11 protein-coding genes and 1 pseudogene are annotated in these 13,865 nt (G+C 71.7%); 7 read left to right on the top strand and 5 right to left on the bottom strand.

The window, feature by feature from the left end; translation table 11 throughout:
- Positions 1-26: 26 nt before the first annotated feature.
- The 3 genes from ACFXKG_RS09295 to ACFXKG_RS09285 all read right to left on the bottom strand — a co-directional run bounded on the left by ACFXKG_RS09295 (position 27) and on the right by ACFXKG_RS09285 (position 3,418).
- On the bottom strand, positions 27-1,127 hold the full coding sequence (locus tag ACFXKG_RS09295; RefSeq protein ID WP_384834774.1) for an HpcH/HpaI aldolase/citrate lyase family protein: 1,101 nt from the start codon (positions 1,125-1,127) through the stop codon (positions 27-29).
- Positions 1,117-2,337: a CaiB/BaiF CoA transferase family protein gene (locus ACFXKG_RS09290; RefSeq protein WP_384834772.1), complete on the bottom strand. Its 1,221-nt coding sequence runs from the start codon at positions 2,335-2,337 to the stop codon at positions 1,117-1,119. The genes ACFXKG_RS09295 and ACFXKG_RS09290 overlap by 11 nt, the downstream gene beginning before the upstream one ends.
- A 160-nt stretch (positions 2,338-2,497) precedes the next feature.
- Positions 2,498-3,418 (bottom strand): LysR family transcriptional regulator, encoded by a 921-nt coding sequence (locus ACFXKG_RS09285; protein WP_384834769.1) that lies wholly within the window; start codon positions 3,416-3,418, stop codon positions 2,498-2,500.
- 181 nt (positions 3,419-3,599) lie between these two features.
- Between ACFXKG_RS09285 and ACFXKG_RS09280 the strand changes: the two genes are divergently transcribed.
- Together ACFXKG_RS09280 and ACFXKG_RS09275 are read left to right on the top strand one after the other, a co-directional pair.
- Positions 3,600-5,027, top strand: a complete 1,428-nt coding sequence (locus ACFXKG_RS09280; protein ID WP_384834767.1) for a CitMHS family transporter — start codon at positions 3,600-3,602, stop codon at positions 5,025-5,027.
- Between the two features lie 98 nt (positions 5,028-5,125).
- The gene (locus tag ACFXKG_RS09275) at positions 5,126-6,748 is read left to right on the top strand and encodes a CocE/NonD family hydrolase (protein ID WP_384834765.1); all 1,623 of its coding nucleotides are present in this window, start codon (positions 5,126-5,128) and stop codon (positions 6,746-6,748) included.
- 74 nt (positions 6,749-6,822) lie between these two features.
- Here the strand turns inward: ACFXKG_RS09275 and ACFXKG_RS09270 are convergent, their stop codons facing one another.
- A complete protein-coding gene (locus ACFXKG_RS09270) occupies positions 6,823-7,629 on the bottom strand; it encodes an SDR family NAD(P)-dependent oxidoreductase (RefSeq protein WP_384834762.1) in 807 nt (268 codons plus the stop codon).
- A gap of 156 nt (positions 7,630-7,785) precedes the next feature.
- Between ACFXKG_RS09270 and ACFXKG_RS09265 the strand changes: the two genes are divergently transcribed.
- Positions 7,786-8,769 carry an LLM class flavin-dependent oxidoreductase gene (locus ACFXKG_RS09265; protein ID WP_384834760.1) on the top strand — a complete coding sequence of 328 codons (984 nt, stop codon included), beginning with the start codon at positions 7,786-7,788 and terminating at the stop codon, positions 8,767-8,769.
- A 357-nt stretch (positions 8,770-9,126) separates the two neighbouring features.
- On the opposite strand, the gene ACFXKG_RS09260 is transcribed toward ACFXKG_RS09265, so the two are convergent.
- Positions 9,127-9,981 carry an alpha/beta hydrolase gene (locus ACFXKG_RS09260; protein ID WP_384834757.1) on the bottom strand — a complete coding sequence of 285 codons (855 nt, stop codon included), beginning with the start codon at positions 9,979-9,981 and terminating at the stop codon, positions 9,127-9,129.
- A 320-nt stretch (positions 9,982-10,301) separates the two neighbouring features.
- Here ACFXKG_RS09260 and ACFXKG_RS09255 point away from each other — a divergent pair, with 320 nt between their 5' ends.
- From ACFXKG_RS09255 to ACFXKG_RS09240, 4 genes and pseudogenes are all read left to right on the top strand, one after another.
- Positions 10,302-10,907, top strand: a complete 606-nt coding sequence (locus tag ACFXKG_RS09255) for a TetR/AcrR family transcriptional regulator (RefSeq protein ID WP_384835270.1) — start codon at positions 10,302-10,304, stop codon at positions 10,905-10,907.
- A gap of 164 nt (positions 10,908-11,071) precedes the next feature.
- Complete coding sequence (locus ACFXKG_RS09250; RefSeq protein WP_384834754.1) at positions 11,072-11,473, top strand: aminotransferase class I/II-fold pyridoxal phosphate-dependent enzyme; 402 nt, start codon at positions 11,072-11,074, stop codon at positions 11,471-11,473.
- Between the two features lie 52 nt (positions 11,474-11,525).
- Positions 11,526-11,720, top strand: a pseudogene (locus ACFXKG_RS09245) (LysR family transcriptional regulator); the annotation flags it as partial.
- A 148-nt stretch (positions 11,721-11,868) separates the two neighbouring features.
- Positions 11,869-13,797: a LamG-like jellyroll fold domain-containing protein gene (locus ACFXKG_RS09240; protein WP_384834751.1), complete on the top strand. Its 1,929-nt coding sequence runs from the start codon at positions 11,869-11,871 to the stop codon at positions 13,795-13,797.
- Positions 13,798-13,865: the final 68 nt, after the last annotated feature.

The following is a 13,865-nucleotide window of genomic DNA, read 5'->3' as shown; positions in this document are numbered from 1 at the left end:
CCGCATCGCAGGTCGCATACGCGGGATCAGGCCGGCTCGCCGGGATCCGGTACGGAGTGACGCTCCAGCAGCACCCGTGCCGTCGCCGCCATGGCCTCGTCCACCATTTCCCCCTCGAAGGTCGCGGCCCCCGCCCCGCGCGCCTGGGCCTCCTCCACGGCCGCTATCAGGCGGGCCGCGCGGGTGAGTTCGTCGGGGTGCGGTGAGAACACCTCGTTGATCACGGGGACGTGGGAGGGGTGGATCGCCATCATCCCGGTGTAGCCGAGGGAACGGTTCTGTTCGGCGAAGGAGCGGAGCCCTTCGAGGTCGCCGATACGTGTCCACAGCCCGGCGACGGGATGCGGGGCGCCCGCGGCCCGTACATCCAACAGGACGCGGGAGCGCAGCGCGTGGGTCTCGGCCCCCTGCGGGCTCCACCGGTAGCCGACGGCGCGCTCGACGTCGCCGCCCGCGCCGGTGATCGCCCCCGGGTACGCGACGCGGGCGGCCGCCGCCGCGCAGTCGTGGGCGTCACGCAGCCCGCGGGCCGTTTCCAGGAGGGGTACGAGGGCGATGGCACCCGGCGGCAGGCCCTGCTCGCGCTCGCACCAGTCGAGCAGCCGGTCCGCGAACCGTACGTCGTGGACACCGGCCACCTTGGGCAGCACGATCCCGCTGAGCCCGGGGCGGGCGACCGCGCGCAGTTCCTCGGCCGCCGCCCAGCCGTCGAGCGGGTTGACCCGGACGAGGAGCGCCGGCCCGCCGGGATCGGCGGCGGCGCCCGCGACGGCCTCGGCCACCTGGTCGCGGGCGGAGGCCTTGCCGTCACGCGGCACCGCGTCCTCCAGGTCGAGGATCACGGCGTCGGCGCCCGCCACCCGCGCCTTCCGCAGCCAGTCCGTCCGGGTGCCGGGTACGAAGAGCAGGGAGCGCAGCGGGGGCCGGGGGGTGGGCGCGGGCGGCCAGGTCGGCGCCGGCGGCCGGGCCGGCACGGGTGACAGGCCGGTCTCAGGCGACAGGCCGGTCTCCGGCGACAGGGCCGGCGCGGGTGGCCGGGCCGGCATGGGCGGCAGAGCCGACACAGGCGGCGGGCCGGCCGACGCGTGGGACGCGCCGGGGCCGGACGCGAGGGGCTCAGACGACATCGCTGTTCTCCAGCGCCGCGAGTTCGTCCTCGCCGAGGCCGAGCCACTCGCGGTAGACGAGGTGGTTGTCCTGCCCGAGCGCGGGCCCGGTCCGCCAGACGTGTCCCGGCCGCTGCCGGAAGTGCGGGATCACCGCCTGCATCCGTACGGCGCCGAGGTCCGCGTCCTCGACGGTGACGATGTCCTCGCGCTCGGCGTAGACCGGGTCGGCGGCGATGTCCGCCGCACTGAGCACCGGGGAGGCCACCACGTCCGTACGGGCGAAGGCGTCCAGGCACTCGGCGGTGGTGCGCTCCGCCACCCAGGCCCGCAGGGCGTCGTCGAGCCGTTCACGCCCGGCGTGCTGCTGCTCCACCGTGGCGAACTCGTCCTCGTCCAGCCCGAGCAGCCGGGCGATGTTGCGTACGGAGCGCAGCGTCGCGGAGGTGACCGTGATCCATTCGCCGTCGCGGGACGCGTAGGTGTTGATCACCGCCGCGGGGGCGACGGCCAGTTGGTTGCCGGAGCGCTCCGGTACGGAGCCCAACTGGTCGTGGACGATGACCTGCCACTCGACCAGCCGGAACAGCGGCTCGAAGAGGGCGAGGTCGATCCACTCGCCGTCGAAGTCGGGGTCGTGGTCGCGGCGGTGCAGGGCGGCGAGGACGGCGTACGCGCCCATCAGTCCGGTCACCGCGTCGCCGTGCGAGAAGCCGGTGTGCACGGGCGGGCTGTCCGGGAACCCGGTCAGATGCACCACCCCACTGCGCGCCTCGCCGACCTTGCCGAAGCCGGGCGCGTCGGCCCGGGAGGAGGTCGCGCCGAAGCCGGATATCTGGAGCAGCACGGCTTTCGGGTTGATCCGGTGCACGGCCTCCCAGTCGAGGCCCCACGCGCGCAGCCGGCCGGCCCGCAGGGTGACGATGACGACGTCCGCCCAGGCCACGAGCCGGTGGGCGAGCTCCCGGCCGGCCTCGTGGTGCAGATCGAGGGTGACCGAACGCTTGTTGCGCCCGGCGACCTTGAACCACAGCGGGTGGCCGTCCTTCTTCGGGCCCATCCCGCGCGCCGCGTCGCCCGTGCCCGGCGGTTCCACGTGCACCACGTCGGCCCCCTGGTCGGCGAGCATGGAGCCCGCCAGCGGTCCGGCCACCACATGGGCGAACTCGACCACCTTCAGTCCGCGCAACTGCCCACGACCGCCGCCGGTTTCCGGATCTGTGCTCGACACCACCGTGCTCCCTCGCCGATTCCGTCGTTCGCCGCGCCGTGGCGCGACACCGGTGTCTTCAGCGTGCCGACGCGAGGAAATGCCTGTCCAGCAAGAAACATCCATCAATCCATGCGCTTTCCGCATGAGTTGGCGGGACGCGGACCGAGGGGGCGGCGCCTCAGGCCCAGGAGACCCCGGGCGGCAGGTCGCGCCGCTGGGCGCGCAACTCCTCCAGCGTCTCCAGGAACCGCTGTGCCGCCAGCGGCAGGGGGCGGCGCGTCCGCAGGGCGATGTCCAGGCGGCGGTCGACCACGGGGTCGACGAGCGGCCGGTGGACCACCGGCCCGGTGCCCAGGAGCGGCAGCACGAGGGCGGGCATCGCGGACACCCCGAGGCCGGCCGCCACGAGCCCGCCCACCGTCGCCACGTTCCCCGCCTCGGTGGCCGGTGCCGACCGCGCGTCGACCTGGGCGAAGGCCGCGTCGGTGAGCCTCCGTACGCTCGAATCCCGCCCCACCGCGAGGAACGGCTCGCGGGCCAGGTCCTCCCAGGAGACCACCGGCCGGCCGGTCAGGGGATGGTCCTGCGGCAGCACCGCGACGAACCGGTCGCGGACCAGCGGGCGGTGCTCCAGCTGCCCCGACGGCTCGCCCGTAGTGATCGCGAAGTCGGCGTCCCCCGACAGGACCCGGCCCAGCACGGACCGCTCCAGCCCGTCCATGATCTGCAGCGTCACCTGGGGCCGCTGCCTGCGGAACGCGGAGATCACCCGGGGCAGCAGCACCGCGGCCACCGAGGGGAGCGTCGCCACCGCGACCGTGCCCGACTCGCCGAGCAGGAACCGTTCCAGCTCCTTCATCCCGGAGCGGTGCGCGTTCACGATCTGCTCGGCTATCCGCAGGGTCTCCACCCCCGCGGCGGTCAACCGGACGTTCCGCGTGTCGCGTTCGAGGAGCTGTGCGCCGAGCTGCCGCTCCAGGTCCGCGACCGCGCGGCTGAGCGACGACTGCGATACGTGGAGCTGAGCGGCGGCGGCCGTGAAGCTCGCCGCCCGGGCCACGGCCGCGTAGGCCGCCAGTTGACGCAGGGTGCTCTCCATGGCGAGCGAGTGTAGGCACAGGTTCGGCGCATTGATGCGCAGATCGCATGGACAGATCTCGGTTTGATGCTGGACGCCGATCTGTCGCCGCTCCGAAACTCGTCCGCAACGCGGGGCGCCGCTCACCGGACGCCCGGCGGTTCCCCGCCGTGCGCCGTATACGAGAAAGCGAGCGACACCCGTGCTGGCAGCTCTGGGGTTTTCCACGATCGGTCTGTTCCTGCTGCTCACCATGACGAAGCGCGTCTCCGTCCTGGTGGCGCTGGTGCTGCTGCCGGTGCTGGCCGCGCTCGTCGGCGGCTTCGCGGGCGGCATGGGCGAGATGATCCTCGCCGGTCTCACCACGGTGGCACCGACCGGCATCATGATCGCCTTCGCGGTCCTCTACTTCTCCCTGATGGTCGACGCCGGTCTCTTCGACCCTCTGATACGCCAGATACTGCGCGCCACCCGCAACGATCCGGCGCGGGTGGCCGTCGGTACGGCCGTGCTCACGATGTGCGTGGCCCTGGACGGGGACGGCGCTTCCACCTTCCTCATCACCGTCTCCGCGCTGCTGCCCGTCTACAAGCGCCTGGGGATGAGCCCGCTGGTGCTGTCCGGCACGGTCTGTCTCGGCGCGGGCGTGATGAACATGCTCCCCTGGGGCGGGCCGACGGTCCGGGCCATGACGGCGCTGAAGCTGGACAGTTCGGAGGTGTTCACCCCGGTCCTGCCCGCGATGGGGTGCGGGATCGCCTGGGTCCTGGCCGCGTCGTACTGGATCGGCCGCCGCGAACGCCGCCGGCTCGGCGCGCTGACGCCGCCGGGCGAGCGGAACGCGGGGCAGAACGCGGGGCAGAACACGAGGCAGGGGACGGAGCGGCAAGCCGGCCAGGAAGCGGAGACCCCGCAGGTGGAGACCCCGCAGGTGGAGACCGCGCAGGGGACTGCGCAGGGGACTGCGCACGTGGAGACCCCGCAGGTGGAGACTGCGCGCGCGGCGGCGCCGGTCTGGCTCACCGCCTTCAACGCCCTGCTGACGCTGGTGCTGCTGGTCGCTCTCGTCATGGAGGTCATGCCCCTGCCGGTGCTGTTCGCGCTCGCCTTCGCCCTCGCCCTCTTCGTCAACCGTCCCACGTGGGAGGGGCAGCAGGCGCTGCTGGAGAAGCATGCCAAGAGCGTGGTGCTCGTCACCACGATGATCTTCGCCGCCGGTGTCTTCACCGGAGTGCTGACGGGGACCAAGATGATCTCCGAGATGGCCGAGGCGCTCGTCTCCGTCGTCCCCGACTCCCTCGGCGGCCATCTGCCGCCCCTGGTCGCCGTCACCGGGATGCCGCTGAGCCTGGCCTTCACGCCGGACGCCTACTACTTCGGTGTCCTGCCCGTGCTGTCGCACACCGCCGCCGGCTTCGGCACCGACCAGGCCGAGATCGCCCGGGCCGCCATTCTCGGCCAGATGACGACCGGCTTCCCGCTCAGCCCGCTCACCGCCTCCACCTTCATTCTCGTCGGCATGAGCGGTGTGCAGCTCGGGGAGCACCAGCGCTTCATCTTCCGCTGGGCCTTCGGCACCACCCTCGTGATGACCGTCGCGGCCCTGCTCACCGGGGCCATCTCGCTCTGATACGGGCCAGGGCCGCCCCTGGACCCCGCTCGCCCTCCCCGTCCCCATCCCCCTCCCCGTTTCCGTCCCCGTCCCCGTCCCCGGAAGGAGACCCGCGCATGCACCCCTCCACGAGCGGCCCGCAGTCCCCTCGGCCCGTACGGCGCCGGACCGTCTGCGCCCTCGGTACGGCCACGGCACTCACCGCGGCCCTCACCCCCTCCGCCGCCTCCGCCTTCGCCCCCGCCGACGCCGCCGCCACAGCTGCCCCGTCCGTCCCTGCCGACCCCTTCTTCTCGTACACCCGCCCCGCCGTCCACGGCGTGGTGCGCCAGGACGTACGCGTGCCGCTGCGCGACGGCGGATACCTGGCGGGCCAGCTCTACCGGCCCGGCGACGCCTCGCGCCGCCCGGTGCCCGGCGCCTTCCCGGGCATCGTGTACGAGTACACCGCCTACGCCGCGAACCTGGAGGCGTTCGGGGACGGCGCCTCCTTCTTCGTCCGCCGCGGCTACAACGCGCTGGTCTGCCAGGTCCGCGGGGCGGGGGCGTCCCCCGGCACGGTCGACCCGTTCGGCCCGCAGGAGCAGCGGGACAACTACGACGTCGTCGAATGGCTCGCCCGGCACCCCGCCTCCACCGGCCGCATCGGGCAGATGGGCGTCAGCTACGGCGGGCACACCACCCTGCTCGCCGCGGTGAACCGGCCGCCGCACCTCAAGGCCGTCATCCCGATGAACGGCATCAGCGACTGGTACGAGAACACCATCTACCGCGGCGGCATCTACTCGGCCCGTATCCGCGACTGGCAGCAGGCGACCGCGCCCGACACGCTCCGCACCTACGCCGCCCACCCGCTGTACGACGACTTCTGGCGCGACCGCAGCGTGATGTCCCGCTGGGACGCGCTCACCGTGCCCACCCTGGAGATCAACGGCTGGTACGACCGGTACCGGGACGGCATGGTGAACAACCACCTCGCCCGGCCCGAGCACGTCTGGCTGGTGTCGGGGCCGTGGGAGCACGGCTACCCCGAGGGCCAGTACGCCGGCATCGGCCCCGGCGCCTACCTCGCCTGGTGGGACCACTGGCTGGCACAGGACCGGCGCGCCCCCCTGCCCGCCGCGCGCGTCACCTCGTACGAGGTGCCCGGCCCTGGAGCGGGCGCCGGCTGGCAGCGGTTCGCCCGGTGGCCACCGCCGGACGCCGGAGACCTGACGCTCCGGCTGCGTCCCGACGGCTCGCTGCGCTCGGCGCCCGGCCGCGCCGCGGTGTCCACCTTCGACGTCAACACGGGGACCGCCCCTCCGGCGGAGCACCAGCAACTCCGCTTCGCCACACCGGTACTGCGCCGCGACCATGTCCTCGCGGGCGACGCCACGGCCCGCGTCCGCGCCTCCTTCACCGCCGCCGACGGCAACATCGCGACGGTGCTCTTCGACCAGGCGCCGGACGGGACCGCCACGAGGATCACCTCGGGATGGCTCAGGGCGAGCCACCGGCACGGCCATACGAAGCTCTCGCGCGTGCACCCGGGTACGTACTACGACCTGGACGTACACCTCTGGCCCACGCACTACCGGCTCTCGGCGGGCCACCGGCTGGTGCTGCGCGTCTCCAGCGACGACCACCCGGAGATCGACTCCGACGCCCCGGCGGGCCGCGTGCGACTGCGGGTCGGCGCTGCCGGCTCGGCGCTGCGCCTCACGGTACGGAGCCCCCGGGCGGCCACCTCACCCTGACCGCCGCGGACCGGCGGGGGCGCCCTGACTGCCGTCAGCCCGGGTCAGCCCGGGTCAGCCCGGATCGGTCCGGGTCAGCCCGCCTTCGCCTGCGCCGAGATCCCGCCGTCGACCGGCATCGCCGTACCCGTGACGAACGAGGAGCGGTCGCTGCACAGCCAGACCGCGGCCTCCGCGATCTCGCGCGGCTCCGCCATGCGCTTCTGGATCTGCGGGGCGATGAACGCCTGCTCCAGCGCCGGGACCTGGTGTACCGCCGCGTCGATCATCTCGCTGCGCGTGGTGCCGACGACCAGCGCGTTGACCCGTACGCCCAGTTCCCCGTACTCGGCCGCGGCGGCCCGGGTGATGCCGAGGATCGCGTGCTTGGAGGCGACGTACGGCACGGAGGCGCCGGTGGCGTAACGGCCCGCCGTACTGCTGGTGTTGACGATGGAGCCGCCCCTGCCCGAGGCCAGCATCACCGGCAGTTGATGCTTCATGCAGTTCCAGACGCCGCGCACGTTGACGTCCATCGTGCGGTCGAACACCTCGTCGTCCGTCTCGTGCAGGGACGTTTCGATGGTGGCGTAGCCGGCGTTGTTGAAGGCGCAGTCGAGGCCGCCGAACCGTTCCACGGCCGCCTCGACCACCCGCCGCACGTCGCCCGGGTCGGTGACGTCGCCGGGAACGGCCAGTGCGCGGCCGCCCGCGGCGGTGATCTCCTCCGCCAGTACCTCCAGCCGGTCGGCGCGGCGGGCCGTCATGACGACCGCCGCGCCCTCCCGCGCGAAGAGCGCGGCGGCGGCCGCGCCGATCCCGCTGGACGCTCCCGTGATCATCGCGACCCGGCCCGTCAACAGGCCCTGGCCGTACTCCTGTGTGCTCTCCCGTTCGGTCATCGCCCGAGCATATGAGCCGATCGCCCTGCGATGGGGTCATCGCGGCACAGTCGGGGCCCCTCGCGACACGTCGAGACCCTCGCGACACATCGAGACCCTCGCGGCAATCCGTCAACGTACCGATGACGGTGGGGCTTTGCTTCCTATGCTGACCGCGTGATCAATGTGCCTCTCTCCGCACTGGAAGTCGCGATGGTCCAGGCCGGCGCCGACCCCGCGGCCACCCTGCGCGACACCGCCGCCTTCGCCGGACACCTCGATCGCCTCGGTTACCGCAGACTCTGGTACGCCGAACACCACCACTCCCCCGCGATCGGCGCCTTCCCGCCGGTCGTGCTCACCGCGCACACGGCCGCGTCGACCTCGTCGATCCGCCTCGGCTCGGGAGGGGTCATGGCGCCCAACCACACGCCGCTCATGCTGGCGGAGCAGTTCGGCACGCTGGCCGCGCTCCATCCCGACCGCATCGACCTGGGGATCGGCCGGGGCCCCGGGGTGCTGGACGAGACGGTGGCGCGGGCGCTGCGCCGGGGGGCCGGCCCGATCACCGACGCCGAGTACCGGGCCGAGGTGGCTTCGACGCTGCGTCTGCTGGTGGAGGAGATGGCGCTCGGCCCGCTCCCCGAACCATGGCTGCTCGCCTCCAGCACCGCCGGCGGCGCGCTCGCCGCCGAACTGGGCCTGCCGATCGCGGTCGCCCACCACATCCGTCCCGGCCACACGCTGTCCGCGCTGGAGCGCTACCGCGCGGACTTCACCCCCTCCCGCTGGTGTGCGGAGCCCCGGGTGCTGGTCTGTGTGGAGACGGTGTGCGCGGAGACGCGGGAGGAGGCCGAACGGCTGGGCGGGCCGATGAACGTGGTGAAGGCGGGACTGATGCAAGGGGTGAGCGACGTTCCCTTCCCCACCCCCGCCGACGCGGCGGCGCACGCGTTCACGCCGCAGGAGCGCCACGCCTTGCGGGCGTTCCGGGCGCAACAGGCCGTCGGCACACCCGAGACGGTCGCGGGCCGCCTGACGGAGCTGGCCGAGGCGACCGGCGCGGACGAACTGATGCTGGTCACGCCCGTGTACGCGCTCGCCGACCGCGTACGTTCCTACGAACTGGTCGGGCGACAGGCCGCCGCCGCGCAGCCCTAGGGGGCATTTCCTTCGGATCATCTCGCTGACCAGATGAAGATGGCGGCGATGTGGGTGCTGTTGGGGGATCCGAGCACGGTGATGCCCCGCTCCAGCCGTCGTCAGCGTTCCGCAGCATCGCCGCCGAGTACGGGCACGCAGGGCTCGGCTCGGCCGGACTGTGGACTGCCTGCGACGCGCTGTCGGACGACAAGCGGCTCCAGGCGGCTGCGACGGCTCTGGCGATCGTGGTCGAACGTCGCGCTGGAGCACCTGGTCATCGTTTAGCGGTCGCCGGCCTGGAGCTGACACCACTGGCTCCCGGCTCTGTGGAGGCGGCGCGCCTCCTGGCTCTTGACGACGGCTGCGAGCAGGCAGCTATTGGCCGCGGCAGGTCCTGAGGTAGCTGAGGAACGATGCCTGCAGCCCGGTCACGTGCGTTTCGCGCATGAGTGCGCTGGTGACGGAGCCGTTGCGCGCGGTGAGGTGGTGGAGGAACGAGGCCGCGTTCTTCGAGAGACTCTGATAGACCGCCAGGTCTCCGAGGACTTCTTTGTCGTTGAGTGTCAGGTGGAGCTTGGTGGCGGGCAGGGTGTCGCCCATCTCTCGAAGACGAGCGAAGACTTGGCTCTCACCGTTGACGATGCCGGGGCTGCCCGCGCCGATGCTCTCGAAGAAGGTACTGTTGGTGAGCCAGGCGTAGAGGCTGAAGAGTCCGCCGTAGGAGTAGCCGAAGAGGCCGTGCCCGCTCGGGGCGGTGCCGTAGTCGCGTTCGATCCGCGGGTGCAGGTCGTCGGTGAGGAAGTTCAGGAACATGTCCGCGCGACTGTCGTTCAGTTCAGCGATGTAGGCGTCGGCTTGTTCGCGCGTCATCGTGCCTGCTTCGACCGTCGACTCCACTGCGTCGATGAACTCCTTCGCGATGGGTTCGCCGGGGGGCACCAGGTCACGGTTGCGCAGCCGCTCCCAGTGCTCCGCTTCCTCACCCGCGTAGCCCACGCTGACTTGGACATAGGGCTGGATCGGCTGCAAGGGGTCCAGTTGAGTGACGATGAGCGGGGCGGTCAGGCCCACGGTCCAGTTGCCGTCGAGGACGTACACGACAGGTGCTTGCGCCGCGGCAGGGTCGTAGTTCGGTGGGGTGGTGACCCAGATGCCGTAGTCGTGCCCACCGCTGGAGCGCATCTCGAAGTAGTCGGTGTGGGCGAGGCAGCCCTGCCACATGGTGCTCATCTGAAGTCCTTCACGGTTGGGCCGGCCTGGATGACGAGGACGGCGTAGGCGGGGTCGAGAGCGGTTCCGCGTCTTCGGGGAGGTTGCCGTTCCGCAGAACGGGGTTTGCCTGCGCGCCGCGCTGGAGGCAACCGGGCTGGGGTATGCGGCCGTTCTCGACAGTGATGTCGAGGTTGCCGGGATCGCGCCCCGATCCATCGACGGATGCCGCGCGACTGCCTGAGCAGGTCCCAAGGTTGGCCCTCCGCCGTTGCGAGCTGACTGCGACCGTGTGCGAAGCAGCACGGGATCGCCTATCATTTTTTTCCAATGGAAAAACCATAGGAGTGATTCTGTCAACTTCAGACCACAAGGGCAGCGCGCCGGTCGAGCGGCTCCTGGCACGGCTTCTCGACGCCTTCGGAGAGGCCCTTCCCCCGCCGGAGATGTCGCTCCGTGAGATCGCCGCCCGGACCGAGACCAGCCACGCCCTGCTGCGCTACCACTTCGGGTCGCTCTCGGGCACCCTCGCCGCCATGCTCACGGCGCAGCGGTCCCGTGACAACGAGACGCTTCTGCGAGCAGCCCAGCAGGGCACCTTCGACGATTTCGTCGCGGCGATCTGGCGTACGTACACCCGGCCGGAACAGCTGTCGCGTGTCCGGGGCTTCTTCCACGTCGTCGGACTGGCCGCGTACGAACCTGAGAGATTCCGTGAGTTCGTGGAGTCGATCGGCGACCTCACCGTGATGCTGTCCTCACTCGCGGAACGCGAAGGGCTCGGCACGGAGGAGGCGCGGAATGTGGCCGCCATCACCGTTGCCGCGATACGCGGCCTCCTGCTGCAGGAGGTCCTGACTCCCGGAACCCGCCCGGAGGACGCGGTCACCTTGATCCTGCGCATGAAAGAGGGCCGGTCCGATCCGCGATCACATCCGGAGCGTTAAGCAGGCGCGCCGATCCGGAACAGCGCGAAGATCACTTCGAAGACTCGGCGGCCCTTGCCGCCGCCGATAGCCACCTGCCTCCACATCGCCCCCCGGGGTCACGTTCGACAGCCATGACATCGGCACGTGGAGGCAGGGGCAAGAGGCCGTTTCCATCGGACGGGTTGCCCATAGCCCCGGGCCTGGCCGAGGTCCTCGCCGACGCCCACCTGCGCAACGGGTACGGCCCGGTTGCCGGCTCACCACAGGCCCGGGCCGCCGCTGCGGGCTGGTTCACCGGACGCGGCCTGTCCACCGAACCGGGCCAGATCCTCTTCGCCCCGGGCAGCAAGCCTCTGCTCTTCGCCCTGCTGGCCGCGATCGGCGGTGACGTGGTGCTGCCCTGCCCCTCGTGGGTCTCCTACGCGGCCCAGGCCGCCCTGCTGGGCCGTCGCGTCATCTCCGTACCCATCCCGGCCGAGGCCGGCGGCATTCCCGACCCCGAACTGCTGGAACAGGCCCTGCGGCAAGCCGCTGCGAACGGGGCCCGGCCGCGCCCATGCAAGCCGTGGCCGCCCACGCCCTGAGCGACCCGCCGGAGGTCACCGCGCACATCGCCGCCGCCCGCCGTCTGCACGTGACCGGTACCTGTGGCCGCAGACCCACGACCTACGGCGCATCCCGTTGCACGACCCGACCCCGGTCTACTCGCACATGCTGCTGTTCCGCAGCGGAGACCAGCACCCCGTGCTGACCGCGCTACGCGACCATCTGCGCACCGCAGGCCCGCGAACCCCGCACGACGTGTGGACACCGGACTGGGTGGAACGCTGACCGGACGACCGAATCAACAGACACGCCCTGGCCCCAACTCCCGCCCGCGTGCCACGTATCGGCAACTGTTCAGCTCCGCGCCGCCGCACGGCCACGGTGGTTCACCACAGTTCGGTCTGGTCCCTCCCGTTCCTTCACAGGAGTACGCATGAGTGCACCAGAGCGCAACAGCCCCGGCAGACGTGCCGTGTTGCAGGCGGCCGTCGCGATTCCGGCCGCCGGTGCGGCCGTCCCGGTGCTGGGCGCCGGGTCCGCGCAGGCCGCCGCCCCCGCGGCGGCCACGGCTGCCGGGTCGACCGGAGGCAGCCGGTTCGACGAGGCGAGCCCGCGCTTCGGTATCGCCGTACTGCCGGACACGCAGTACCTCTTCGACGCCGACAGTGCGGACCCGGAGCCGCTCCGGGCGAGCTTCCGCCATCTGGTCTCGGAGCGCGGGAGGGGGAACATCGCGTTCATGACGCATCTCGGTGACGTCACCGAGCACGGCACCGAGGACGAGATCAGGCTGGCCGCCGACACGTTCCGGACCCTTCACGGCAAGGTCCCCTACTCCGTGCTCGCCGGGAATCACGACATCAACTCCGGTACCGACGACCAGCGGGGCGACAGTGCCTATCTGAAGAGCTTCGGGCCGCGACGCTTCGCGGGCATGCCGACGTTCGGCGGGGCCTCGCCCGACGGGTACAATAGCTGCCATGTGATCCGGGCGGCCGGGCGCCGGTGGCTGATCCTCGCCCTGGACTGGCGGGTCTCGCAGAACGGAATGCGCTGGGCCCAGGGCGTACTGGACGCGCACCCCACGCTGCCGACCGTGCTCACCACCCATGACCTGGCGTGGGCCGACGACGAGGGCGCCGCGCAGCTCTCGGACAACGGCAGGCGCCTGTGGGACGGCCTCGTCCGCGGCAACGACCAGATCTTCCTGGCCCTCGGCGGCCACTACTGGCCGCCCGGCCGTACGGTCCTGACCAACGACTCCGACAACGATGTCCACATCCAGATCACCAACTACCAGGACCGCTACTACGGCGGCGCCGGGATGATCCGCCACTACGGCTTCGATCTCGCGCGCAATGTGATCGACGTGGAGACGTTCTCCCCGTGGCTTCTCGCCCGGGACCCTGCCGAACGGACGCCACTGGAGGCCGAGACCGTCGAACTGACCGGCCCGGTCGACCGGTTCACCCTGGACATCGACTTCGAACGCCGCTTCGCGGGCTTCTCCCCGATCGTGCCGCCCCGACCGCGCCCCGCCGAGGCCGTCATGCCGCGCGGCACCGTGGCGTACTGGCGCTTCGACGCGTCCGGCGTCGCCGCGGCGGGCGGGTCAGGCGGGGCGGGCAGCGCGGGCAGCCCCGTCGGTACGGGCACGGTCATCCGGGATCTGTCGGGCCACGGCAACGACCTCACCGCCGCTCGTCTGCACGACAGCGGCCCCGGGGCGCTCACCTGGTCGGACGACCACCACCGGGGTCAGCCGGGCCACGCCAGCCTCCGCTTCGACGGGGGCAAGAACCCGGACCGGGGCGCCGTTCTGACCACATCCGCGCGGGCCCCGCTGAACTCCGAGAAGTTCACCTCCGGCTACACCCTGGAGACCTTCATCAGGCTTCCGGAGCCCTTCGAGGGCGACCACGCCTGGATGGGCATCCTGAGCTGGGAGGGCCGTAACAGCGACGCGGGCAAGACCACCGGCTGGTCCCCCGACGAGCCCACCTGCAGCCTCAACCTCTCCCCCGAGCGCTTCCTCCAGTTCGTGGTCTACCCGCACCGGCAGAACGCCGACCCGACATCCTGGAGCCATGCCGTCCCCGTGGGCCGCTGGATGCACATCGCCGTCGTCAACGACGGCCGGCGCACCGTGATGTACGTGGACGGCTCCAAGATCGCCCGTAACCCCACCCAGCCGTCGACCGGCATCGCCACGCTCGGCAAGCCCTTCGTCATCGGCGCCACCCAGTTCGACGAGCGCTTCGGCCAGGGCTTCTACGGCTGGATCGGGGACACACGCATCGTCACCCGCGTGTTGACTCCGAGGGAGTTCATGACGGCTTCCGATCGGAACCGGCACTCTTAGCCGACTGGCGCGGGGCCGGGGCACGGTAGCGGCCCCGCGCCCCGCGCTCGGGCGGCCTCAGGGAACCC

This window comes from Streptomyces sp. NPDC059255 (assembly GCF_042752355.1).
In the GTDB taxonomy this organism is placed as follows: domain Bacteria; phylum Actinomycetota; class Actinomycetes; order Streptomycetales; family Streptomycetaceae; genus Streptomyces.
Note: the sequence above shows the minus strand (reverse complement) of the source record. Positions and strands in the feature narration are given on the sequence as shown.